Source organism: Pelagibacterium montanilacus, from assembly GCF_003992665.1.
Lineage (GTDB): Bacteria > Pseudomonadota > Alphaproteobacteria > Rhizobiales > Devosiaceae > Pelagibacterium > Pelagibacterium montanilacus.
Genome location: NZ_RZMX01000012.1, coordinates 83,899 through 108,646 on the forward strand (window position 1 = coordinate 83,899; position 24,748 = coordinate 108,646).

At 63.1% G+C, this 24,748-nt stretch carries 22 protein-coding genes; 14 read left to right on the forward strand and 8 right to left on the reverse strand.

What is annotated here, in order from left to right:
* Positions 1–79 precede the first annotated feature (79 nt).
* The 6 genes from EO136_RS04370 (at position 80) to EO136_RS04395 (ending at position 5,948) form a co-directional block, all read left to right on the forward strand.
* Complete coding sequence (locus EO136_RS04370; RefSeq protein ID WP_127143247.1) at positions 80–808, forward strand: hypothetical protein; 729 nt, start codon at positions 80–82, stop codon at positions 806–808.
* Between the two features lie 309 nt (positions 809–1,117).
* Positions 1,118–2,128: a phospholipase D family protein gene (locus tag EO136_RS04375; RefSeq protein ID WP_484237550.1), complete on the forward strand. Its 1,011-nt coding sequence runs from the start codon at positions 1,118–1,120 to the stop codon at positions 2,126–2,128.
* A 226-nt stretch (positions 2,129–2,354) separates the two neighbouring features.
* Positions 2,355–3,017 (forward strand): phosphoribosylformylglycinamidine synthase subunit PurQ, encoded by a 663-nt coding sequence (gene purQ / locus EO136_RS04380; RefSeq protein ID WP_127143249.1) that lies wholly within the window; start codon positions 2,355–2,357, stop codon positions 3,015–3,017.
* Positions 3,018–3,161: 144 nt separating this feature from the next.
* Entirely contained in the window at positions 3,162–5,369 is a 2,208-nt protein-coding gene (gene purL, locus EO136_RS04385; protein WP_127143250.1) for a phosphoribosylformylglycinamidine synthase subunit PurL, read from the forward strand.
* Positions 5,370–5,395: 26 nt separating this feature from the next.
* Entirely contained in the window at positions 5,396–5,629 is a 234-nt protein-coding gene (locus EO136_RS04390) for a BolA family protein (protein ID WP_127143251.1), read from the forward strand.
* Positions 5,630–5,633: 4 nt separating this feature from the next.
* The gene (locus EO136_RS04395; RefSeq protein WP_127143252.1) at positions 5,634–5,948 is read left to right on the forward strand and encodes a DUF6665 family protein; all 315 of its coding nucleotides are present in this window, start codon (positions 5,634–5,636) and stop codon (positions 5,946–5,948) included.
* Here the strand turns inward: EO136_RS04395 and EO136_RS04400 are convergent.
* Complete coding sequence (locus EO136_RS04400; RefSeq protein WP_164730435.1) at positions 5,920–6,684, reverse strand: TVP38/TMEM64 family protein; 765 nt, start codon at positions 6,682–6,684, stop codon at positions 5,920–5,922. The two genes, EO136_RS04395 and EO136_RS04400, sit on opposite strands and share 29 nt — an antisense overlap.
* Positions 6,685–6,837: 153 nt before the next feature.
* Here EO136_RS04400 and grxD point away from each other — a divergent pair, with 153 nt between their 5' ends.
* The 4 genes from grxD to EO136_RS04420 all read left to right on the forward strand — a co-directional run bounded on the left by grxD (position 6,838) and on the right by EO136_RS04420 (position 10,406).
* Positions 6,838–7,173: a Grx4 family monothiol glutaredoxin gene (gene grxD / locus EO136_RS04405; protein ID WP_127143254.1), complete on the forward strand. Its 336-nt coding sequence runs from the start codon at positions 6,838–6,840 to the stop codon at positions 7,171–7,173.
* A 57-nt stretch (positions 7,174–7,230) separates the two neighbouring features.
* The gene (locus EO136_RS04410) at positions 7,231–7,695 is read left to right on the forward strand and encodes a YtoQ family protein (protein WP_127143255.1); all 465 of its coding nucleotides are present in this window, start codon (positions 7,231–7,233) and stop codon (positions 7,693–7,695) included.
* A gap of 127 nt (positions 7,696–7,822) precedes the next feature.
* The gene (locus EO136_RS04415; protein WP_127143256.1) at positions 7,823–9,055 is read left to right on the forward strand and encodes an MFS transporter; all 1,233 of its coding nucleotides are present in this window, start codon (positions 7,823–7,825) and stop codon (positions 9,053–9,055) included.
* Between the two features lie 91 nt (positions 9,056–9,146).
* The gene (locus EO136_RS04420) at positions 9,147–10,406 is read left to right on the forward strand and encodes a multidrug effflux MFS transporter (RefSeq protein ID WP_127143257.1); all 1,260 of its coding nucleotides are present in this window, start codon (positions 9,147–9,149) and stop codon (positions 10,404–10,406) included.
* Positions 10,407–10,421: 15 nt separating this feature from the next.
* Here the strand turns inward: EO136_RS04420 and EO136_RS04425 are convergent, their stop codons facing one another.
* Both EO136_RS04425 and ttcA read right to left on the reverse strand, forming a co-directional pair.
* On the reverse strand, positions 10,422–11,234 hold the full coding sequence (locus EO136_RS04425; RefSeq protein WP_127143258.1) for an inositol monophosphatase family protein: 813 nt from the start codon (positions 11,232–11,234) through the stop codon (positions 10,422–10,424).
* 4 nt (positions 11,235–11,238) lie between these two features.
* Positions 11,239–12,099 (reverse strand): tRNA 2-thiocytidine(32) synthetase TtcA, encoded by an 861-nt coding sequence (gene ttcA / locus EO136_RS04430; RefSeq protein WP_127143259.1) that lies wholly within the window; start codon positions 12,097–12,099, stop codon positions 11,239–11,241.
* A 423-nt stretch (positions 12,100–12,522) separates the two neighbouring features.
* Here ttcA and sbmA point away from each other — a divergent pair, with 423 nt between their 5' ends.
* Positions 12,523–13,764, forward strand: coding sequence for a peptide antibiotic transporter SbmA (sbmA, locus tag EO136_RS04435; RefSeq protein ID WP_127143260.1), 1,242 nt, complete (start codon positions 12,523–12,525; stop codon positions 13,762–13,764).
* A gap of 94 nt (positions 13,765–13,858) precedes the next feature.
* Here sbmA and rpsD read toward each other — a convergent pair whose 3' ends face one another.
* From rpsD to EO136_RS04450, 3 genes are all read right to left on the reverse strand, one after another.
* Complete coding sequence (gene rpsD, locus EO136_RS04440) at positions 13,859–14,476, reverse strand: 30S ribosomal protein S4 (protein WP_127143261.1); 618 nt, start codon at positions 14,474–14,476, stop codon at positions 13,859–13,861.
* A 204-nt stretch (positions 14,477–14,680) separates the two neighbouring features.
* Complete coding sequence (locus EO136_RS04445) at positions 14,681–15,616, reverse strand: DMT family transporter (RefSeq protein ID WP_127143262.1); 936 nt, start codon at positions 15,614–15,616, stop codon at positions 14,681–14,683.
* Between the two features lie 51 nt (positions 15,617–15,667).
* Positions 15,668–16,474: an RNA methyltransferase gene (locus tag EO136_RS04450; RefSeq protein WP_127143263.1), complete on the reverse strand. Its 807-nt coding sequence runs from the start codon at positions 16,472–16,474 to the stop codon at positions 15,668–15,670.
* A 208-nt stretch (positions 16,475–16,682) separates the two neighbouring features.
* Between EO136_RS04450 and EO136_RS04455 the strand changes: the two genes are divergently transcribed.
* The 3 genes from EO136_RS04455 (at position 16,683) to EO136_RS04465 (ending at position 20,306) form a co-directional block, all read left to right on the forward strand.
* A complete protein-coding gene (locus EO136_RS04455; protein ID WP_127143264.1) occupies positions 16,683–17,894 on the forward strand; it encodes an NADP-dependent isocitrate dehydrogenase in 1,212 nt (403 codons plus the stop codon).
* Positions 17,895–18,089: 195 nt separating this feature from the next.
* Positions 18,090–19,667, forward strand: a complete 1,578-nt coding sequence (locus tag EO136_RS04460) for a hypothetical protein (RefSeq protein WP_127143265.1) — start codon at positions 18,090–18,092, stop codon at positions 19,665–19,667.
* A 468-nt stretch (positions 19,668–20,135) separates the two neighbouring features.
* Entirely contained in the window at positions 20,136–20,306 is a 171-nt protein-coding gene (locus tag EO136_RS04465; protein WP_127143266.1) for a YegP family protein, read from the forward strand.
* A 136-nt stretch (positions 20,307–20,442) separates the two neighbouring features.
* Here the strand turns inward: EO136_RS04465 and EO136_RS04470 are convergent, their stop codons facing one another.
* Both EO136_RS04470 and alaS read right to left on the reverse strand, forming a co-directional pair.
* Positions 20,443–21,810 (reverse strand): autotransporter outer membrane beta-barrel domain-containing protein, encoded by a 1,368-nt coding sequence (locus EO136_RS04470; RefSeq protein WP_246018262.1) that lies wholly within the window; start codon positions 21,808–21,810, stop codon positions 20,443–20,445.
* Positions 21,811–21,908: 98 nt separating this feature from the next.
* Positions 21,909–24,569: an alanine--tRNA ligase gene (gene alaS / locus EO136_RS04475; RefSeq protein WP_127143268.1), complete on the reverse strand. Its 2,661-nt coding sequence runs from the start codon at positions 24,567–24,569 to the stop codon at positions 21,909–21,911.
* Between the last annotated feature and the right edge of the window lie 179 nt (positions 24,570–24,748).

The window sequence follows — 24,748 nt, forward strand, 5'->3', positions numbered from 1 at the left end:
GCCGCTTCCGGACTTTTACGCCAACAAAGATATGCAATAACGCTTACAGCATAGGCATTTCTATATGGAGACAGAAAACATGAAGAACTCCGATAGTGCGGAGGGCGCGCCGCTGCCGCCGGAGAATGAGAGCCTATTTAAGCACACTCAGAAGGAGTGGGATTTCATTCTTAGTTGGTGGAAACGCGGATATGCGGCGGATAGCAAATTGGAATCTCTCGAGGCGTTGATCGATCATAGGCGCCGCGTAATATTTGTTGAGCGGAACATTGACGCGAAATTTGATTGGCATTCCGATTGGATAAATGCAAAAAACTTACATGACTACCATATCGATGGTATTAGAAATAATGGACATCATCTAGCCGGAGTCAAGAATTTCTGGGAAAAATGGACCGATACTACAACGAGCCATTTCTCTAACATTAGCCTCGAAGCGCTGCGCTCAACATTACTTCTAAACGGCGCTGCAATTATAGCATCACTATCTGTACTAACCGGACAAATAGATACACCTCGTGACAGCGCCATACTAACTGCAAAGATCACTACGATAACATCCGTCGTTAGCATGATTATGATGGCTAGTGGTCATGCGATTCTCTGGGATCGTATTAGCAAAACAATTGGGCAAGTGCGTAGCAGTATCCTCGGGTCACCTAGGCATAGGCGAGTTTACTCGGTAAGCCGCTACCTTCGGCGTCACCTGGATCCGGTCACCAACTGGGCGAACGCGCTAATTTATGGCTCAATTGTGGTTTTTGCTGGAAGCGCCTTCGCTTGCTCAATTATATTAGCATTCGGATAGCGAATTGTGAAAATATTATAAAAATTATCTCGTTTGCACAACATGTTTACCGGCTTCTGAAAATGCACACTCTTGGCATTCACCGGTTATTGAGCGGATTGCTGTAGACAAAAGAATGCCGACGGGAATCGTCGGAAATCACAAACCATCAACAACGGCATAGATATGAATCATTTTCGGTTGATTGACAGTGGATGGTCCGAAGAATTCGACAAAGCATTGCGTCTCAAAACAGCAGCGCTGCGGATTGTTTGTCCGTTCATAAAGCGATCTGTCGCTGAGAGCCTCCTAAAGCACGGACGCCCCGAGGTGATCGAAGTTCTCACTCGCTTTGACTTGAATGCATTCAAAGACGGCGTATCCGATTTATCAGCTTTGAGCAGGCTCCTTGCCGCTGGCGCAACCATTCGAGGCATCAAGGGCCTTCACTCCAAGATGTACCTCTTTAGCGGATCAATGGCTATCGTCACCAGCGCCAATCTGACTGAAGCGGCATTGTTCAAGAATAGGGAATTTGGCTTCGCTTCCAGTGATCCTTATATTGTCGATCATTGCGAATGTTACTTCAGATCACTGTGGTCTCAGACTACTTTTAATCTTAATGATAAGTTTATTGCTGAGTGGACATCGGATATAGATAATTCACGACGAAATTTTTGTTCAGTTTCGAATTCACTAGCTGACCACGGAGAATCCGTTTCTGGCAGTTCTCCATTTGTATCGGGAGATATATACGGCACACCACTTCAGTCGTTCGTTAAATTTTTTGGACGAAGTCAATACCGTGCGCCATTATCTCAGCCGATCAAGAATGAAGTTATTGCCTCCGGATCGCATTGGGCTTGTTCATACCCTACAGGTCGACGTCCGATGCAAGTTCGCGACGGCGCTGTGATGTTCATGGCACGAATGGTTCAAGATCCGAACGACTTGCGCATTTATGGCCGAGCAATCGGAACAGGCTATCGCGGGACAGTCGATGATGCCACCTCAGCCGATATCTCAGTTCGAAGTTGGAAATCTGCGTGGTCACACTACATTCGTGTACATGCCCCCGTGTTTATCAACGGACCATTGTCCGAGGGAGTGTCTATGGTAAAGATGATGGAAGAACTCGGGGCAGAGGCTTTTGCGCCCACCCTAAGGAACCAACTTTCTGGCTCAGGGAACACAGATCCAAGACGTTCGATTATGCGTAAGCCTGCGATGGAGTTGACCCCGCGAGCTTATGACTGGATTTCTACGCGACTTGATGCAGCCTTGCTTAAGAACGGCTCTATAAATCTGACCAGCCCGGAGTTCGACTCTCCTCTGCCGTGAGGGATGAGTTATCTTCTATCGCCGCGGGAGCACTTAGATCATTTTGGTGGGCACGCCGCTGCAGAGACTGGTGCGCAAGCAGCTTTGCAGGAGCATCATGCGAGCCGGACAGCCTAAACGCCCCCCACACCCCCCATCACGATTCCCCCTTGCGTTTTGCGCCCGGAATTCCGAAAAGGCCCCCATCCGGCACAATACTCCCGATCCTTAAAAGAGGCCCCGCGTGATGAAGTCCGCAGTCGTCGTCTTTCCCGGCCTCAATCGCGAGCGCGACATGATCGCGGCGCTGACACGGATCGGCGGCGTGCCGCCGGCGGTGGTCTGGCATAAGGACGCCGAACTCCCCGACGTCGATCTCATCGTCATCCCCGGCGGCTTTTCCTATGGCGATTATCTGCGCGCCGGCGCCATCGCCGCCCGCTCGCCCATGATGGATGTCATCCGCGCGCGCGCCGAAAAGGGCGTCACCGTCCTCGGCGTCTGCAACGGCTTCCAGATTCTCACCGAGGCGGGGCTTCTGCCCGGCGTCCTCATGCGCAACGGATCGCTCCGCTTCGTCTGCCGCAAGGTCCGGCTCGAGATCGCCAACGCCAACACCCCCTTCTCGCGCGGCTATCAGGGCGGGCAGGTCATCGATTGCCCCGTCGCCCACCACGACGGCAATTTCTTTGCCGAGGCCGAAACCCTGCGCGCCATCGAAGACAATGGCCAGGTCGTCTTCCGCTATGCCGAGGGCACCAACCCCAACGGCTCGGTCAACGACATCGCCGGCATCACCAACAGGCGCGGCAATGTCATGGGCATGATGCCCCATCCGGAAAACCTCATCGAGCCCGAGCATGGCGGCACCGACGGCCGCGCCATCTTCGCCGGGCTGCTGGCGGGTTGAGGCCCATGCCCACCGCCCTGCACCCGCGCCCCTCTTCCCTTCTCCCCCGGCGGGAGAAGGTGGCCGCAGAGCGGTCGGATGAGGGGGCAACGGCCTCCCATCCCCACCGCCGCCCGATACGTCCCCTCCGATCCCACGGCTGACATGACCCTTCGCACCGATATCGCCATCACGCCCGAACTCGTCGCCGATCACGGATTGAAGCCCGACGAGTACCAGAAGATTCTCGACCTGATCGGCCGCGAACCCAGCTTCACCGAGCTGGGCATCTTCTCGGCCATGTGGAACGAGCACTGTTCCTACAAGAGCTCGAAGAAATGGCTGCGCACCCTGCCCACCAAGGGGCCGCGCGTCATCCAGGGCCCGGGCGAGAACGCCGGCGTCGTCAATATCGGGGATGGCCAGGCCGTCATCTTCAAGATGGAGAGCCACAACCACCCCTCCTTCATCGAGCCCTATCAGGGCGCGGCAACCGGGGTCGGCGGCATCCTGCGCGATGTCTTCACCATGGGCGCACGCCCCATCGCGGCCATGAACGCCCTGCGCTTCGGCGCACCCGATCATGAAAAGACAAAGCACCTCGTCTCGGGCGTCGTCGCCGGTGTCGGGGGCTATGGCAATGCCTTCGGCGTTCCCACCGTGGGCGGCGAGGTCCAGTTCGACGCCCGCTACAACGGCAACATCCTCGTCAACGCCTTCGCCGCCGGCCTTGCCGACGCCGACAAGATCTTTCTTTCCGAAGCCAAGGGCGTCGGCCTGCCCGTCGTTTATCTCGGGGCCAAGACCGGGCGAGATGGGGTGGGCGGCGCCACCATGGCCTCGGCCGAGTTCGGCGCCGATATCGAGGAAAAGCGCCCCACCGTGCAGGTGGGCGATCCCTTCACCGAAAAGCGCCTGCTCGAGGCGTGCCTGGAATTGATGGCCACCGGCGCGGTCATCGCCATTCAGGACATGGGCGCCGCCGGGCTCACCTGCTCGGCGGTGGAAATGGGCGCCAAGGGCGGGCTCGGGATCGAACTCAACCTTGATGCGGTCCCGGTGCGCGAGGCGCGCATGACCCCATACGAGATGATGCTTTCGGAATCCCAGGAGCGCATGCTCATGGTCCTGCATCCCGAAAAGGAGGCCGAGGCCCGCGCCGTCTTCGAAAAGTGGGAGCTCGATTTCGCCACCGTCGGCAAGACCACGGACGATCTGCGCTTCCGCGTGCTGTTCCAGGGCGAGGAAGTCGCCAACCTGCCCATCAAGGAGCTCGGCGACGAGGCCCCCGAATATGACCGCCCCTGGGTCGCGCCAGAGGCCCCCGCCCCGCTCGACGAGACCACCCTGCCCGCGCTCGACGTCGCCGAGAGCCTCCTTGCGCTTCTGGGTTCGGCCAATCATTCCTCGCGCCGCTGGGTTTACGAGCAGTACGACACGCTCATCCAGGGCAATTCGCTGGTCACCCCCGGCTCGGACGCCGGCATCGTGCGCGTCGATGGCCATCCGACAAAGGCCCTCGCCTTCTCCTCTGACGTCAATCCGCGCTATTGCGAGGCCGATCCTTTCGAGGGCGGCAAGCAGGCCGTCGCCGAATGCTGGCGCAACCTCGTCGCCTCGGGCGCCGAACCGCTCGCGGCCACCGACAATCTCAATTTCGGCAATCCCGAGCGCCCCGAGATCATGGGCCAGATCGTCCACGCCATCAAAGGCATCGGCGAGGCCTGCGCGTCACTCGATTTCCCCATCGTTTCGGGCAATGTCTCGCTCTACAACGAAACCAACGGCCGGGGCATCCTGCCCACCCCCACCATCGCCGGCGTCGGGCTGATCGAGGACCGCAGCCGCATCGGCCGCATCGGCTTTGCGGACGCGGGCCAGACCATTCTCCTCGTCGGCGCGCCCGACGGCTGGGGCACCCATCTGGGCCAGTCCGCCCTCCTGCGCGATTGTCTGGGCCGGCACGAAGGCACCGCGCCGCACGTCGACCTCGCCGCCGAAAAAGCCACGGGCCAATGCGTCCTCGCGCTCATCCGGTCGGGCCTTGCCACCGCGGTGCACGACGTCTCGGATGGCGGCATCGCCCTCGCGCTCGCGGAAATGGCGATGGCCGGCGGCATGGGCGCAGAGATCGAGGCCCGATCAGCCCCGATCAGGGCCTTCTTCGGCGAAGATCAGGGCCGCTATCTGGTCACGATCGACCCGAAAAACCTCGAGCAGATCGTCGCCGAAGCCAGCGTCCCCCTCGCCGTCATCGGCACCACGGGCGGCGATGCCTTGAAGCTGGGCGATGCCCGCTCCATATCTCTCGATGACCTCAAGACCGCCTACGAGGGCTGGTTTCCGGCCTTCATGGGCGATACACTGAACTGAATTAACTGAACAAACGGGAGCAGACCATGCCGATGGACGCGTCGGAAATCGAAGGACTGATCAAGGCCGCCCTGCCCGATGCGCGGGTCGATATCCGCGATCTGGCCGGCGATGGCGACCACTACTCGGCCACCGTGGTCTCAGAAGCCTTCCGCGGCAAGTCCCGCGTGCAGCAGCACCAGCTCGTCTACCAGGCGCTCAAGGGCAATATGGGGGGCACGCTGCACGCCCTCGCCCTCCAGACCAGCGCCCCGGACTGATCCGATGTCCCTGCGCGACAGCCTCGATCTCATCAAGGCCGTCAATCCCGAAGGCGGCCAGGCCGTGCTCGAGCACGAGATCATGGCCGAGCGCGCCTCCTCGCTCAACGCCGCCGAGCAGCGCGTCGCCAAAGCCATGGCCGCGCTCAACGGCGCTCAAGGGGCGGACCGCGCGGTCCCGCTGGCCGAGGCCCGCAGGGCGGTCTGGGCCTATTTCGTACAGCGCGAATTGATCGGCTTCCGCCGCCATCAGGATGTCATCTCGGCCTTCGGCATCACCCGCGACGTTCTCAACGGTCTTGGGGCGTTTCACCCCTGATCCGCTTGAAAACGATCGGCGCCACCGAGACCACTCCCAGCAGCACCGTCGCGATCACGATCTCCGCGGTCACGAAATCGGCCAGCGCGAAATCGGGACGGCACGGAGGCACTTCGAGCCCGCAGGCCCTGATCCTCTCGTCGATCACCCCGCGCAGCCCCTCGCCTGCAAAGCAATAGGCCGCCAGCCGGGGCGCCATGCCCGCCAGCGTGGTGAGGAGAAACTGCACATAGGGCACCCGCAGCACGGGCAGCGCCACGTTGAGCACGGTAAAGGGCACCGGCGGCATCAGCCGCATGAACAGCATGTAGCCCACCGCATCCTCACGCAGGCCCTTGGCCATGCGGTCGAGCATGCCGCTGTTGCCGCGCGCGAACCGGTCCGGAACGATCCACACCGCCAGCACATAGAGAAGCGAAATGCCGATCGCCGTGGCGCTCATGGTCACCGCGATGGCCATGCCCCAACCCAGGATCAGCCCCACCGGGATCGAGAGCAGCGGCACCCCGGGCAAGAGCAGCAGGACGAGCAGCGAATAGATCGCCGTGCCGACAACGAATGCCAGCAATGGACGGGTCTCTGTCTCTGCCGAGATTTCTGCATAGCGGGCGATCAGTGCGCTCATGTCGACCCCGTCGAAAAGCGCGTAGCCGATACCCGCCATCGCGAGCAGCGCGGCGCCGCCCGCGACCATCCAGCCATGGCGCCGGATCAAATGAGTCAGTCTGTGGAGCATGGGTGCGGGCCGCTGGTCATTGCCATTCACACTTGCGATCCCGCGGCCCCTGTCAAGCGGGCCCGGCCTCGACATCGCCACTCCGATCACCTATCTATCGCGAAACACCGATGAACAGGTCCCGCTTGGCGGGGCGGAAAGGTCAGTTTTCCCATGAGCGATATCAACGCGATCATCGACGCACAGGTCAAAGCCAACGACGTGGTGCTGTTCATGAAGGGCACCCCCGATTTCCCCCAGTGCGGATTTTCCGGACAGGTCGTCCAGATTCTCGAATATCTCGGCGTGCCCTATGCCAGCACCAACGTGCTTGAGACCGACGCCATGCGTCAGGGCATCAAGGACTATTCCAACTGGCCGACCATCCCCCAGCTTTATGTGAAGGGCGAATTCGTGGGCGGGTGCGATATCATCCGGGAAATGTTCCAGGCCGGCGAACTCCAGACCCATTTCGAGAACGCGGGCATCCCGGTCAAGCAGAGCGCCTGACCGCACCCCTCTCTCTCGCGCGCACTCCCTGCTTCCAGACCACAGGACGGTATCCTCATGGCCAGAACCTGGTCGGTTTATCTTTCCGGCGAAATCCACACCGACTGGCGTGATCAGATCCAGTCCGAAGCCCAGTCCCGCGGCCTTCCGGTGCAGTTCTCGGCGCCCGTCACCAATCATGAGGCGTCAGACGATTGCGGCGTCGCAATCATGGGCGCGGAAAGCGACAAGTTCTGGCATGACCACAAGGGTGCCAAGCTCAATGCCATCCGCACCCGCACGCTGATCGCGGAGGCCGACATCGTCGTCGTGCGCTTCGGGGACAAGTACAAGCAGTGGAATGCCGCCTTCGATGCGGGCTTTGCCTCCGCGCTCGACAAGCCCCTGATCGTCATGCATCAGGACGAGCACCAGCACGCCCTCAAGGAAGTCGACGCCGCCGCGCTCGCGGTCACCAGCACACCCAGCCAGGTCGTCGATATCCTCGACTATGTGATCAACGGTACCCTTGCGGGATATTGATTCCTTCCGGCCGGGCGAGCCCACCGCCCGGCCCCGATCACGCGAAGTGATCGATGCCATGACACTTATGCGCTTGAGCCGTTGACCCGTTGGGCGTTAGATCGCCGCCCGATCAGCAGGTCCGCTCATGTCCCACACCGCCCCCTCACGCCGCCTTCTGCCCGTTCCGCTGCCGCTGGTCATCGCGGCCGGCTGCCTGATCGCGCTCGTCACCTTTGGCGCGCGTTCCTCGGCGGGCGTGTTCCTCGTGCCGATGACCGACGAACTGGGCTGGTCGCGCGAGGGCTTTGCGATGGCGCTGGCCATCCAGAACCTCGTCTGGGGCTTCACCCAGCCCTTCGCGGGCGGGTTCGCCGACCGGTTCGGCACCGGCCGGACGCTGGCGCTGGGCGCCGTGATCTACGCACTCGGCCTCGCGCTCTGGTCGATCAGCTCCACGGTTGAAGTGTTTTATCTCACCGGCGGCGTCCTCATGGGCGTCGGGGTGGGCACGGCCTCCTTCCCGGTGGTCATGGCCGCTTTCGGCAGGGCGGTCCCGCCCGAAAAGCGCTCCTTTGTCTTCGGCGTGGCCACCGCGGCCTCCTCCATGGGCCAGTTCATTTTCGCCCCGCTCGGTCAGGCCTTCATCTCCAGCTTCGGCTGGCAGACGGCGCTGCTCTATTTCGGGCTCATCATCCTCATGGTGGTGCCCCTCTCCTTTCTCATGCGCGGCAACACGACCAGCGCGCCCGGGGATGCCGACATGCCCTTCATGCAGGCACTCGCCAAGGCCATGGGCCACGGCTCTTACCGGCTGCTGATCGTAGGCTTTTTCGTCTGCGGGTTTCACCTCGCCTTCATCACCGTCCACTTCCCCGCCTTCCTCATCCAGTGTGGGCTCACGCCCGAGGCCAGTTCATGGGCGCTGGGGCTCATTGGCCTGTTCAACGTCGCGGGATCGCTTCTGGCCGGCTGGCTGGGCGATCGCCTGCCCAAGCAGATCCTGCTCGCCACCATCTATCTGCTCCGCGCCATCGGCACCGCGGCCTTCCTCTTGCTGCCCATCACCGAGGTGAGCGCCTATATCTACGCCGCGACGCTGGGCCTCTTGTGGCTCGCGACGGTTCCGCTGACCGCCGGCCTCGTCAGCCTTTTCTTCGGCCCGCGCTTCATGGGCATGCTGTACGGCGTGGCGTTTCTCTCTCACCAGGTGGGCTCATTCTTCGGCGTCTGGCTGGGGGGCCTCGCCTTCGATCTCACCGGCTCATACGATCTGGTCTGGTATCTCGGAATTTTGATCGGGCTCGCCTCGGCGGCAGTACACCTGCCGATCCGGGAATCCCGCGCACCTGCCTTTGCCGCACCCGTAGCGGTTGCGTGACCTTTGGGGTTGCCTTCCCAACGCGACGGGTTCAAACTTGCACATGTAATTGACCGGCAGTTCGCGCCGGCCTCAATCCTTAGAGCTTTCCATGACTGTTACATCGCCACAGGCCCGGGACGTTTCCCGGCCTGAATTCATCGCCCTGATTGCGGGGCTGATGGCCCTCAATGCTATGGCCATCGACATCATGCTGCCCGCCCTTCCCTATATGGGCGAGGCGCTCGGCGTTCTCACCGAGAACGACCGCCACTACGTGCTGACCGCCTACATGATCGGCTTCGGCCTCGCCCAGATCGCGTTCGGGCCCCTGTCGGACCGCTTCGGCCGCAAGATCCCGCTGGTCATCGGCATGAGCATCTATGTGATTGCAGCCTTCGCCGCCGCCTTTTCCCCCAACTTCACCACACTGCTCGTGCTGCGCATGATCCAGGGCATGGGCGCCGCAAGCACGCGGGTCATCTCGACCTCGCTGGTGCGTGACCGCTTCGGCGGACGGGCCATGGCCGAGGTGATGTCGCTTGTCTTCATGGTGTTCATGATCGTGCCGGTCATCGCGCCCGCGCTCGGACAGGTTCTGCTGCTGACCGGCCCCTGGGAATACATCTTCTTTTTCATGGCGGGGCTGGGCTTCATCATCACCGTCTGGACCTGGACCCGCCTGCCCGAAACGCTGGCGCCCGAAAACCGCCGCGCCCTGCGCCCGGCGATCATCATCGAGAGCTTCCGGCTGGTCTTTTCCAACCGCATGGCCTTCAGCTACGGGCTTTCGGCGATGTTCGTGTTCGGCGCCCTGTTCGGCTTCATCTCCACGGCCCAGCAGATCTACGTGGACATCTACGATCTGGGCGCGCTGTTCCCGCTCGCCTTCGCGCTCATCGCCAGCCTGATGGCCGTCTCGTCCTACACCAATTCGCGCATCGTGCGCCGGATCGGCATGCGCAGGCTCAGCCACGGCGCCATGCTCGTGTTCACGGCCATGAGCGGGCTGTGGTTCCTCGTGTCGCTCACCGGCTTCATGCCGCTCTGGCTGTTCTTCTGCTTTCTGGCCGTGATCATGTTCATGTTCGGCTGGATCATGGCCAACATCAATTCGCTGGCCATGGAGCCTCTGGGCAAGGTCGCCGGCACCGCATCTGCGGTCTTCGGGCTCATCCAGACCGTCGGCGGCGCGCTGATGGGAACGATCATCGGCCAGTTCTTCAACGGCACGATCGTGCCGATTGCGGCGGGCTATTTCGTCCTCGGCGCCCTCGCGCTCGGCTGCATCCTCGTGGCAGAGAAGGGCAAGCTCTTCGGCGTCGGCGAGGAATACCGCGACGAAAGCCCCGCAGCCCTCGCCGGACACTGATCGGCGGGACGAGTTCTAGACGGTGAACACCTCGCGGCGCAGCGTCTCCCATGACGCTGCGTCCGGGGCCACAAGGATGCCCCCGTCCCGATGCTCGGGCCGATAGGCCGAGCCATCCAGCCGAGCCACATATCCGCCCGCCTCGGTGACGATCAGCGCGCCGGCCAGATGGTCCCAGGGCATCAGTTTCGAATACATCAGGAAATGGGAATGTCCGCCCGCGGCGGCGCGATATTCGTGGCCCGCACAGCGATAGGACGTCATCACCCGGACCTTGGCGAGGTTCGCCATGTACGCGGCGCGCGCTACCGGCTCCCCATAGCTTGTCGAAGCCGACCCGCCCATGTCTTCGAGCGCCGCCGGCGCGGCAAAGCTCTGGCGGGTCATCGCCCCATCGGGCGTCTTGAGCCACGCCCCGCAGCCCCGCTCGGCCATCACCCAGTCGTCGCCCATGGGGTCATAGATTACCCCCGCAACAGTCTCGCCCTTGTGCACCACTGCCGCCATCACCGCAAAGAGCGGCAGCCCCGCGGCGAAATTGCCCGTGCCATCGACCGGATCCACATAGATCACCGTCTCGGCGTCGATGTGCCGGTCCAAAAGCTCCGGATCGGCCGCCACCGCCTCTTCGCCCACGACCATGGTCCCCGGGGTGGCTTCGGTGATCGCTCTTGTGATGAACACCTCCGCCTTCCGGTCGGCCTCGGTCACCAGATCGAAGGCGCTGGATTTGGTCTCGATGGCGCCGGGATCGAGCTTGCGGAAGCGCGGCAGGATTTCCGCCTGCGCGGCCTGGCGCAGTATGGCGGCGAGCCGTTCGATGTTCATGGTCTCAGACTTTCGGTTCGGCGTGGATCGCGGCGAAATCGAACAGCCGCGGGTCGAGCATGTGGCTGGAATTGACGTTGCCCAGCGCGCGCATCATCACGTCCTTGCGCCCGGGCATCTTGCGCTCGAAATCCTCGAGCATCGCTTTCATCGCGTTGCGCTGGAGCCCGTCCTGGGACCCGCACAGGTCGCAGGGGATGATGGGGAAGTCCATGGCCTCGGCGAACCGCGCCAGATCGGCCTCCGCGCACAGCGCCAGGGGCCGCAGCACTTCGAGATCCCCCTCGTCATTGACCAGCTTGGGGGGCATGGCGGCCAGCCTGCCACCGTGCAGGAGGTTCATGAAGAACGTCTCGAGGATATCCTCGCGGTGATGGCCCAGCACCAGCGCCGAACACCCCTCCTCGCGCGCCACCCGGTAGAGATGCCCCCGACGCAGCCGCGAGCACAGCGAGCAATACGTGCTGCCTTGGGGCAGCTTGTCGGTCACGATGGAATAGGTGTCCTTATATTCGATCCGGTGAGCGACCCCGTGCCGGTTGAGAAACTCGGGCAGGATATGCTTGGGAAAGCCCGGCTGGCCCTGGTCGAGATTGCACGCCAGAAGATCGACCGGCAGCAGGCCCCGCCATTTGAGGTCCAGAAGGATCGCCAGCAGCCCGTAGCTGTCCTTGCCGCCCGACAGCGCCACCAGCCAGCGTGCACCCGGACGGATCATGCCGTAGGTTTCCATCGCCTCGCGCGTCTGGCGCACCAGCCGCTTGCGCAGCTTGTTGAATTCCACGCCGCCCGGCGCGCCGGCGAAAAGCGAATGGCCGGGACCCTCCTCGATCTCGGAAACGGCCGCTGTCGATGCGCTGGTCATGAGGCAAACTCCCTGCACAGCGTGTGTGCTGCGCGCGTGCCTTGATACCGCGCGGGGGGAGCCAAGAAAACCCCGCAGGATGGACCGGGAAACATGGTCTGCTCCCGGCCATCCCTTGGGTGACGCAGAACAATGGAGATCCTGCACGAGCTGGCCGGAGAGACGGGCAGAACCCGTCACCGGCCGAACTCGCGGCGATCCTGACAGCAAGTGTTTTCCCCCGGCTCAACCCGATCCTGACAATTTGGATAAAATCGGCTTGCAGAGCGCCACGGCTTCACGAAACTTTGCAGCCGCGCGCTTCGTCCCCTGATGTTAAGCGCATTGCAAACCCTTGCGGACCAAACATAGTTACCTTGCCCTTGTCGGGCGCCAGTTCGTCCACGCCGCTCAGGCCGCGTATACACTCATGAGGATGCACCCGTGTTTCGCTCCTTCTTTCCCGAACCGAGGCTTTTCTTTTCCAGCGCCGTCGCCTGGGTGATCCTGGCCATGGCGCTCTGGTTTCTGATCGGCGACCAGCTCGCCGCAGTCCTGAGCCTCGGCCCGATCCTCGCCATCGCCCCCACCGAGCTCAACCCCGAGCCCTTCTTTAACGCCGAGCGGGTCTGGCTCTACCAGTACGTCATCATGGTGGGCTACGGCTTCTGCGTCCCCTGGTACTTTTACAAGCGCAACCGCTGGTACTGGTGGTCGGTGGTCACTTCGGTGACCATCCTCCTGATCATCTACTTCCAGGTCCAGATCAGCGCCTGGCTCAACGACTGGTATGGCCGGTTCTTCAACCTCGTGCAGGAAGCGCTCACCAACCCGGGCGAGTTCACCATCGAGGAATTCTACGGCGAGATGTTCACCGTCGCCTTCGTGCTCATTCCCTCGATCACCGTGGCGGTCATCCTGGCCTTCATCTCCGCGCACTACGTCTTCCGCTGGCGGCGGGCCATGAGCTTTTACTACCACCATTTCTGGCCTCACCTGCGCCATATCGAGGGCGCCGCCCAGCGCGTCCAGGAAGACACCATGCGCTTTGCGGCCATCATGCAGGGACTCGGCACGTCCTTCGTGGGGTCGATGATTACGCTGGTGGTCTTCCTGCCCCTGCTCTACGGGCTATCGGGCCAGATCTCGGAAATCCCCTTTATCGGGGACGTGGATGGCGGGCTGGTTTTCGTGGCGCTGCTCTCGGCGTCCTTCGGCACGGTGCTGCTCGCTGTGGTGGGCATCAAGCTGCCGGGCCTCGAGTTCGAGAACCAGAAGGTGGAAGCCGCGATCAGAAAGGAACTGGTCTATGGCGAGGACGATCCCGACCGCGCCGATCCGGTCTCGTTCCGGGAGTTCTTCGCCGCCGTCCAGCGCAACTATTTCCGGCTTTACTGGCACTACCTCTATTTCAACGTCGCCCGCTATGCCTATCTGCAGGGCGCCAATTTCGTGCCTTTGATCGCCCTGGGCCCCTCGATCGTCACCGGCGCGATCACCCTCGGGGTCTACCAGCAGGTCTCCAACGCCTTCGACAGGGTGGAGAACTCCCTCCAGTACCTTGCCAATTCGTGGACGACCATCATCGAGCTGATTTCGGTCTACAAGCGCCTGCGCGCCTTCGAGAGCCACATCCCCGACGATCTCGAAGAGCCCGACGCAGATGTGGCAGTGGTGCCCCAGTAAAGCGCTTCGAGGAGAACTGGGAACACAGACCTCAACGAAAAAGGGGCTGCCCATCAGGCAGCCCCTTTTCAAATCCATATGCGCGATCGGCAGATCAGCGCGAGTAGAATTCCACGACCAGGTTCGGTTCCATCTGGACCGGATAGGGCACGTCCGACAGGGTCGGGATGCGCACGAAGGTTGCGGTCATCTTGGAGTGGTCGGTGTCGAGATAGTCCGGCACGTCGCGCTCTGCGAGGTGGGTAGCCTCGATCACGACGGCGAGCTCCTTGGAGCGGTCGCGCAGCGAAATCACGTCACCCGGCTGGCAGTTGTAGGACGGAATGTTGACCCGCTTGCCGTTGACCAGGACATGGCCGTGGTTGACGAACTGGCGGGCGGCGAACACCGTCGGCACGAACTTGGCGCGGTAGACGATGGCGTCCAGCCGGCTCTCGAGAATCCCGATGAGGTTCTCGCCGGTATCGCCACGACGCCGGGCGGCCTCGGCATAGACGCGACGGAAGGCCTTCTCGGTGATCGAGCCGTAATAGCCCTTCAGCTTCTGCTTTGCGCGGAGCTGGATACCGAAATCGGAAAGCTTGCCCTTGCGGCGCTGGCCGTGCTGGCCCGGGCCGTAGGCGCGTGCGTTGACCGGGCTCTTGGGGCGACCCCAGATGTTCTCGCCCAGGCGACGGTCAATCTTGTACTTCTGCGAATGACGTTTCGACATCGCATGTCCTTCTCAATCGATTTAAAGACAGCGCCCTCCTTTGTACCACTCCTTTCGGAATGATACCGACAGACCGTGCGAAAAACGCGAAACCCGGGCCCGACCTCGCGGTCGAACCCGAGACGGCAAACCGACGGTCCCGGGTGCATTCTCGAAGGCAGGCCCTCGACAATGGCGCGTTTCTATGGGCCGGAGCCCGGCAAGTCAAGCGGAATGGGCCGTTACCGTGGTCGAGCGCCGCGCCCGGCGCTCGCGGTGGAACACATAAAGCCCCGAGCCCAGGATGATGGCGGTTCCCACCCAGGTCCAGAAATCGGGGAAATCGCCGAAGACGATAAAGCCCAGCGCCGTCGCCCCGACGATCTCGATGTATTGGAACGGGGCGATGGTGCTCGCCGGCGCACGCCGGAAGGCCTCGGAAATCAAAAAGAACGTGCCGCCCGACAAAAGCCCCATCAGCACCAGCATGCCCCATGGCCCGCCCGTATCCAGCCCGCTGGCACCAACCAGCGTGAACCCGCCGGTCACCGTCAGCCCTGCCCCCAGCCCGATACAGGCCACGATCGCGAACCAGAACTGGATCGCCACCGACGAGAGCGTTTCGGACGCCTTGCGCATGGAGATGGCCGAGAGCGCGAACGCCAGCGCGGCGGCCACCGGCAGCAGCGTGCGCCAGCCAAAGGCGTCCCAGCTCGGGCGGATGACGATCAGCGCCCCCACCAGCCCCACCAGCACGGCGACGTAGCGCCGCCACCCCACCTTCTCCCGCAGAATCAGCGCCGAAAGCACGATCAGCAGCAGCGGCTCGACGAAAAAGATCGCGATCGCCGTGGCGATCGGCATTACAGCGAACGCCCCGATCAGCGTCACCAGCGTCGCCGCGCTCATCAGCCCGCCAAGGATGAGCCAACCCACCGGACCACCACCGATCTTCTGGCGGAACGCAACGATCACCGCGGCCAGGATCAGGGCCTGGAACGAAAAGCGCCAGAACGCGATCTCGGGGGCCGCCAGAATTTCGGTCAGGAGCTTGGAGAGCGTGTCGCCCAGCGGCACCAGCATCATGGCGATCACCATGATGACGATCCCGCGCTCTGGCGTATTGATGCGCGCCGGAGACGCGGAAGCCTGCGAAGACATGAAAGAGCCCTTCCCTCGGAGACCGAGACCTAACATGTCACCTTGGCAGTCTCAATCGCCCCCGCACTCGGCTTTGGTCTGCCGTGTGGGGTTGGGCCGCTCGTGGCGCCTGTCCAGCGAAGCGATGATGCCGCGCAGGGTGCGGATTTCCTGCACGTTGAACCCGGCCCGGGCGAACATGGCCCGGAAATTGTTCATCATGCCCGGGCGCTTTTCGGGGGATTTGAAGAAGTTCGCGCGGTCCAGCGCCTCCCCCAATTGCTCGACCATTCCCGAAAGGTCTTCCAGAGTCGCGGGCTCGCCCTTGTCTTCCTCGAACGGCAAAGGCACGTCGGCGAGCGCCGCGCGGCGCCATTCATAGGCCAGCACCAGCACTGCCTGCGCGATGTTGAGCGAGGCGAACGCCGCTTCCACCGGCAGGGTCACCAGGGCATCAGCCAGCGCCACCTCGTCATTGGTCAGCCCCCAGCGCTCGCGCCCGAAGAGAATTCCCACCCCCTGGGACTGACCGATCGCCGCATTGGCGCGGTCCGCAGCGACGTCGGGCCCGATTACGGGCTTGAACATCTCGCGGTTGCGCGCCGTGGTCGCAAACAGCACGTGCAGGTCCGCGACCGCCGCATCGAGCGTCTCGAACACCTGCACCCGCTCGATCACGTGGTCCGCCCGCGATGCCGCGGCGATGGCGCGCTCATTGGGCCAGCCATCGCGCGGATTGACCAGCCGCAGGTCCCACAGCCCGAAATTGGCCATGGCCCGCGCCGCCGCGCCGATGTTTTCGCCCAATTGGGGTTCCACGAGGATCACCGCCGGTGAAGGACGGAAGACCACCTGCTTGCTGGTATCTGTACCGGCCATGTGCGCATCCTTTCGTTGCGGCGAATTACGCTGCCTTGGCGCAGGGATCAAGCACCCAGGCGCGCCGATGCCCGGCTTCTCGGTTCGGCACACCCCATCTCCCCGCCCGCGCGCTTTGCGCCCGGCCCCGCTGATGGTATAGGGACGCACCCCGTCCGGCCGCCCTGGCGACCGGACTACACAGATTTGCGCGGACGAGGAGCAATTCATGGAAAAGATCAAAGTCGCCAATCCGGTCGTCGAGCTCGACGGCGACGAGATGACCCGGATCATCTGGCAGGCCATCAAGGACAAGCTGATCCACCCCTATCTCGACATCGATCTTGAATATTACGATCTCTCCGTTGAAAACCGCGATGCGACTGACGATCAGGTCACCATCGACTCGGCCAACGCCATCAAGAAGCACGGCGTCGGCGTCAAATGCGCCACCATCACACCCGACGAGGACCGCGTCGAGGAATTCGGCCTCAAGAAGATGTGGCGCTCGCCCAACGGCACCATCCGTAACATTCTTGGCGGCGTGATCTTCCGCGAGCCCATCATCTGCAAGAACGTGCCGCGTTTGGTCCCCGGCTGGACCCAGCCGATCATCGTGGGCCGCCACGCCTTCGGCGACCAGTACCGCGCAACCGATTTCAGGTTCCCCGGCAAGGGCAAGCTGACCATGAAGTTCGTCGGCGAGGACGGCACCGAGATCGAGCACGAAGTGTTCGACGCACCGGGCGCCGGCGTGGCCATGGGCATGTACAACCTCGACGATTCGATCCGCGACTTCGCCCGCGCCTCGATGAACTACGCGCTCAACCGCGGCGTGCCCTGCTATCTCTCGACCAAGAACACCATCCTCAAGGCCTATGACGGCCGCTTCAAGGACATCTTCCAGGAGATCTACGAAGCCGAGTTCAAGGATCAGTTCGAAGCCAAGAAAATCACCTACGAGCACCGCCTGATCGACGACATGGTCGCCGCTGCGCTCAAATGGTCGGGCGGCTATGTCTGGGCCTGCAAGAACTATGACGGCGACGTGCAGTCCGACACCGTCGCCCAGGGCTTCGGCTCGCTCGGCCTGATGACCTCGGTCCTGATGACCCCCGATGGAAAGACCGTCGAGGCGGAGGCCGCCCACGGCACGGTAACCCGTCACTACCGCCAGCACCAGCAGGGCAAGGACACCTCCACCAATTCCTGCGCCTCGATCTTTGCCTGGACCCGTGGCCTCGCCCACCGCGCCAAGCTCGACGACAACGCCGAACTCGCGACCTTCGCGACCACGCTCGAGAAGGTCGTCGTCGACACCATCGAAGGCGGCCAAATGACCAAGGACCTGGCGCTCCTCGTGGGTCCGGACCAGAAGTGGCTGACCACCATGGGGTTCCTGGACGCCATCGACGCCAACCTTCAGAAGGCCATGGCATAAAGGCTCCGCGCCACGCGCTGGAGATGAAATCGGAGGGGCGGGATCGGAAACGGTCCCGCCCCTTTCGCGTCTCCCCGATTCTTGCCCCGCCCCCGGCCATCCGCCCCCCGAACGGGGGATAGCGCCCGCGGGGCCCTGCCCGCACCCTGCGCCGGGAAACTCACGCCATAAGGCATTGCAGGAGACGCAGGGACGATGAAACCGGTAACATTGGCTCGGCTGGCCGGCACGATGACGGCGGCAGTTGCACTGGCCGCCAGTGGCGCGGCATATGCGGGCCAGATCGAGCATGTCTCGATGGCCTATTCCACCACCCATCCGGTGCCCCATTTCCATTACAGCGGCCCCGTCGAAATGGGCGATCTCGACGCCCTGGCCGAGCTTTATTTCTCGGTTGTGAGCTGCCAGCCCGACCTGCTGCCCGCCGACGGCGGCAATTGCGGCGTCATCACCTTCGACAGCCCCGGCGGCAATTACGTCGAGGGACTCAACATCGCCCACTGGCTGCGCGCCAATGCCATTGCCACCGTCGTCGAAGTGGGCAATGGCTGTTATTCGGCCTGCGCCTTCGCCTTTCTGGGCGGCTCGGGCAAGTCAGGCGACAGCGCTATCGGCGCCTATATCGACCGCGTTGTCGAGCCCGGCGGCGTCGCGGGCTTCCACGCGCCCTACTACGAAAACGAAACCGTCGAGGAACTGATCGCCTCCTATGGCGTGGTCGAGGTTCTCGGCGACACCCGCGACGGCATCGCGCTGATGGTGGACCAACTCGTGGAATGGAACGTCAACCAGCACGCGATTGCCGATATGGTCGCGATGGGCCCCGACCAGTCCTTCGACGTCACGCGCCCCGAGGAGATGTTCCTCGTGCGCGCAGATCTGCCCCAGGCCCCGCTTTCGCTCTGGAACAGCGATCCCGAGGCCATGCTCCGCAACGCCTGCATCACCCTGATCGCCGACCATCGCGACACCTCCCCGGCCATGGTGACCGACACGGTCACCGGCCCGATGGAATACGACATCGTCACCGACCAGAACGGGCGGTCGCTCTCGGGCTACCGGCTGGGACCCGACAACGGGCTCGCCATCAGCTATTGCGCCGTGCCCACCGACGAGGCGAGTCTGCAAGGCGATGCCGACATCGCGCTCTTTTCAGGCCGGGGCGTGGAGGGCACCGTACGCCCCATGCACAGCTTCTTTCACCGACCCCAGGGCTGGTCGACCATCGGCACCGGCGGCCAGTCGGACCGCCGCATCATGGAGAAGGGCATGATCGTGCGCGCCTTCCTCGATCCGCTCACCTCTCCCGCGCCGGTCCCGCCCCTGCTTCAGGCCTATCTGCTCGGGCAGAACTTCATCGGCCGCGATGCAGCGGGGCAATACTACCTGCCCACGCTGGCCACCATGCCCGATGGTCTCGAAATGCGTTACCGCAGCTCGGCCATGGAAGTTTGGGGCAATGGCAATGTCACGGTCTTCACCCAGGCCGGCAACGCGCTGCTGTTCGAAACCATGCGCGACGCCCTCGATAACGGCAATGTCGAGATCACCCACAGCTCGGTGGGCGAAGATGCATTCGTCTTCATCGGCCGGCGCATGGACATCCAGCGCCACTTCTCGCTGATCGGCTTCCGCTCGGGCGAGGACAGCTCGATCACCCTCGTTGAGGCCCGCAGCCTCAATGGCACCGAGCCCGCCCAGTCCGATATCGAGCTGCGCAATTCCATCCACTGCGCCGTCACCTTCGCCTCGCTGAAGCTTAACTGCGGCTGACGCCAGACCCAGGCGACCAACAGGGTGGCCCGGCATGGCTGCCCTGCTCTGCCCCGGATCGCCAGGCGTGCCGGAAGGCTCGAGATCTATCGGCACCACAGCATCAAGGAACAGTCCGCGACAGTAATACGGCAGCAATACTGCCCGGTTCTGTGGATGACTTATCTTGTAGATTGATCTCCAACGAATCGATTACCATCCGGACGAGCGCCGCAAATCAAAGATTTAGAGCTTCTGCGCCAGTTCAGCCAGAACAGGATATGCTCTGATCTATCAAGTCGTGCGTCAGGACTATGGATGGTTGCTTGAACCTCGCTGCGACAGCGGTGGATGTTCAGCGGATTGATACGCTCTTTGGCCTGGCAGGCGCAGCGCGCACCAATCAAACGCCCATTGCCCGCCCGTTCGTGCCGGTCGTCAAACCGGCACCGATCAAGTTCCTTGTCTCAACCAAAGAGGATGTTGGGGATGTACTTCAAGCTCTACAAGGACGCCGCCAATGAGTGGCGCTGGACCCTGCGCGCTGCGAACCACCAGGCAATCGCGGATTCAGGCGAAGGCTATGTCAACAAGTCCGATTGCGAACACGCAATCGCGCTCGTCAAGAACTCCGCTTCCGCGCCCGTCAAGGAAGATTAGAGCGTTTCCAGGAAAAGTGGAAACACTTCTCAGGCTCGGAAACGCGACAAATCAAAGACTTGGAGCTCCTGTTCTGATCCGGTCAGAACTGGAGCTTCATGCCATTTTCGCGCTCGTCGCTCAGGCCCTGCCGGCCTCAGAACGCCTGGCTCAGAGCCGCCCGCGCGCTCCAGGTGTGCGTGTCGCTGCCCAGCCCGTCATACTGCCCGTCGAGCGCGATCTGCCCGCCTTCGCCCAGCGACATCGAGACCCCCGAGGTCAGCCGCGCCGACCACGCCGCGGTGCTCGCTCCATCCGCCCTACCGTCGCGCGCATGGTCCCAAATGCCATAGGCGCCCGCATAGACCGTCACGCCCATGCCATTGAGCGCCTCGGGGCTGACGAGACGCCCGCCGAGCGCGACCGTCTCCGCCGACACCTCCCGGCCGTCGTGAGCCTCACCCTCGCTGTCCTCCCAACCCGGCTGCCACTCGCGAACCACGAGCAGGCTGACCGAAGGCTCGAGTTCTATAGTGCCCACAGGAATAGACCCGGTCAGCGCCGTCGCCACGATCGCCCGATTGCCCGAGAATTCTCCCGTCGCCGTCTCGGTCGCGATGTCGTAGAAAAGTCCCGTATAGGCCGCCAGCACGTCCCAGCGCAGTTCGGGCAAAATGCGCCAGGCGCCATAGCCGCCCAGTGTCGCCCCGGTGCTGCGCAGGGCATCGTCGTTCACCGAATACACACCGCGCTCGGCACCCACGAAAGCCCCCACCAGCATGTCCGGCGAGAGCTTGTAGGTAACGCCCGTGCTGAAATTGGCCTGCCCGCCCTGCGTCGCGTCCTCGGCACCCTGCAGGCTATAGGTCCCGCTTCCCTGCAGGTCCGCCCAGACCGACCAGTCCGCTTCCCGAGCCTCCGGGGTCAGGTCGGCAAAGGGATCGGAACCCAGCGCCGTGCGCGTGGGCACATAGCTTAGCGTGACGCCGGAGGGCCCAAGGGACCCCGTGCTCTCCAGATTCGCAAAAGACTGCCCTATGACCCGCCCGATCACCGAGGACGTGATCTGCGCCGAAGTCCGCGCCATGCGCGCACTCCCCGCCGCCTGCACATCCTCTATGGTGGACCCGACGGCATCGAGAACCACCGGCACGCACGTCGCGGTAACGCCGATAAAGTCGCCGGTGCTTCGTATCTGACTTCTGAGCGCAGAATCGAGATCGCTTGCGACGATATATGTGTGCGTGGACGTGCCCGTTGAGAACCCAGATGAAACCAGGACATCTGCGGAACTGTTGAGCAGCCGCCATACCGAAGACAACCCCGCTTTTGTCACGACAAAATTCAGCGTTTCGCCCGGCTCAAACCCCGTCTGCGGCTGGGTTTTGGTTCCAATGCTGGAGGTCTCGTTATCGAAGCCTCCGGCATTGACCGCATCGCAGGCCGCCGATGCGTAGGCCGCTCCACCTGACGCCAATACCATCAGGCCCGCCGAGCCCCATCTTTGCAGCTCGCGCGTAAGCACCAATGCGGTATCCCCAATATGAAAAAATGCCTATGCGGCCCATCGCTGGTAAGCCATGGGCACGCACCGCACAAGCGCTTTCACCATATGGGAACTTCTCAGCTCGCCAGCATCGCCTTCACTGCGGCGACGGCTTCGTCGGCCTTGCCCGCATCCGGGCCGCCGGCCTGGGCCATGTCCGGCCGGCCGCCGCCGCCCTTGCCGCCGAGCGCTTCGGACCCGGCCCGCACCAGATCAACCGCCGAGAAGCGGGCCGTCAGGTCCTCGGTCACGCCCACGGCAATGCCCGCCTTGCCATCTTCGGTCAGCCCGACGATCGTCACGATGCCCGAGCCGATCTGCTTTTTGCCCTGGTCCACGAGCCCGCGCAAATCCTTGGGTTGCAGGCCCTCCACCACACGGCCGAGAAACTGCACCCCCTCGATGGTTTCGGCCGCGGCGCCGTTCTCGTTGGCGCCTCCGCCCATGGCCATCTTCTGGCGCGCGTCGGCCAGTTGCCGCTCGAGCGTCCGGCGCTCTTCCACAAGCGCCTCGACCCGGGCCAGCGCATCGCGCGGGCTGACCTTGAGCGCGGAGGCCACGGCGCGAAGCTGGGCCTCCTGCTCGGCGAAATAGGCGCGCGCGCCGTCTGCGGTCAGCGCTTCCACGCGCCGCACACCCGAGGCGACCGAAGTTTCCTGCACGACCCTGACCAATCCGATCTCACCGGTCCGGCGCACATGGGTTCCCCCGCATAGCTCCATCGAATAGGTCTTGCCGGCTTTCTCGCCCTCGAGCGCGGTGCCCATGGAGACCACGCGGACCTCCTCGCCATATTTCTCGCCGAACAGCGCCATCGCGCCTGCGGCCACGGCATCGTCCACGGCCATCAGCCGCGTTTCCACGGGCCCGTTCTGCAGGACGATCCCATTGGCCAGCCGCTCGACTTCGGCCAGTTCATCATCGCTCAGGGGCTTTGTGTGCGAAAAGTCGAACCGCAGCCGGTCGGGGCCAACCATCGAGCCCTTCTGGGCCACATGGCTGCCCAGCACTTCCCGCAGCGCTTCGTGCAGAAGGTGCGTCGCCGAGTGGTTCGCCCGGATTGCGGTGCGGCGCGCCCGGTCGACCGCAAGGGTCAGCGGCGCGCCCTTTTCCAGCCGGCCCCCGGTCACCCGCACCCGATGGGCGAAGACCCCGCCGGCCTGCTTGGTGGTCTCGAGCACCACGGCCGACGCGTCCTCGCCGGACATGGTGCCCGTGTCCCCCACCTGGCCGCCGCTTTCGGCATAAAACGGCGTCTGGTTGAGCACCACGAACCCTTCTTCGCCCTCGCCGAGCGCCTCGACCTCGGCACCTTCGCGCACAAGCGCGGTGACGGCCCCGTCGCTCTCCTCGGATTCATATCCCAGAAATTCCGTAGCCCCGACCCGGTCGAGCACCGAGAACCAGACCGCGCTCGTCGCCGCTTCGCCCGACCCGGTCCAGTTCTTGCGCGCCTCGGCCTTCTGGCGGGCCATGGCCGCATCGAAACCGCCCTGGTCCACCCCGATGCCCCGCCCGCGCAGCGCATCCTGGGTCAGATCGAGCGGAAAGCCATAGGTGTCGTAGAGCTTGAACGCGGTATCCCCGCCCAGCGTATCGCCATCGGCGAGCCCCGCCGTTTCGTCCTCGAGGATCTGCAGGCCGCGGCTCAGCGTCTTGAGGAACCGTTCTTCCTCGAGCCGCACCGTCTCGGCGATCATCGCCTCCCCATGCACCAGCTCGGGATAGGCCTGCCCCATTTCGCGCACCAGCGTCGGCACCAGCTTGTGGATCGTGGGCTCGTTGGTGCCCAGAAGCGTGGCGTGGCGCATCGCCCGGCGCATGATCCGGCGCAGCACATAGCCGCGTCCTTCGTTCGCCGGGAGGACACCCTCGGCGATCAGGAACGCCATGGACCGCAAATGGTCGGCGATCACGCGATAGGACGCGACAGTCTCGGATGTCGGCGATTTGCGGACCGCAGAGGCAGCCGCGTCGATCAGGTGCTTGAACAGATCGGTTTCGAACACCGACTCCACGCCCTGGAGAATCGAGGCCATGCGCTCGAGCCCCATGCCCGTATCGATCGAAGGCCGCGGCAGCGGGTCCTGCCCGCCTTCGGGGGTCTGCTCGTACTGCATGAAGACCAGGTTCCAGAATTCCAGGAACCGGTCCCCGTCTTCTTCCGGTGAGCCCGGAGGGCCACCCCAGATATGTTCGCCCCGGTCGATGAAGATTTCCGAGCACGGGCCGCACGGGCCGGTGTCGCCCATGGTCCAGAAATTGTCCGAAGTCGGAATGCGGATGATCCGGTCGTCGGAGAACCCGGCGATCTTCTTCCAGTAGTCCGCCGCCTCGTCGTCGGTGTGGTAGACCGTGACCAGAAGCTTGTTCCGGTCCAGCCCGAACTCCTTGGTCACCAGCGTCCAGGCCAGCTCGATCGCCTGTTCCTTGAAATAGTCGCCGAACGAGAAATTGCCCAGCATCTCAAAGAACGTCAGGTGCCGCGCGGTGAACCCGACATTGTCGAGATCATTGTGCTTGCCGCCCGCACGCACGCATTTCTGGGAGGTCGTGGCCCGGCTGTAGGGGCGCTTTTCGAGCCCTGTGAACACGTTCTTGAACTGCACCATCCCAGCATTTGTGAACATCAGCGTGGGATCGTTGCGCGGCACCAGCGGGCTCGAAGCCAGCTTTTCGTGGCCGTGCTCCGCGAAATAGTCGAGGAAAGTCGAGCGGATGTCGTTTACGCTTGTCATTACCGAGCCAGAATGATTTTGGCGCCGAGCCGCGCCGGAAAAAGGAGTGCGAGCGTTCTAGCGCGCCGCTGCGTCAAGCGCAATCGGGCGCTGGCCCTGCCCTGTGGCCTTACCCCCTGGCCAGCCCCGGCACGAGCCGATCCCGAACGATCACCACCTGCCCCACCGTCTACCCCGGC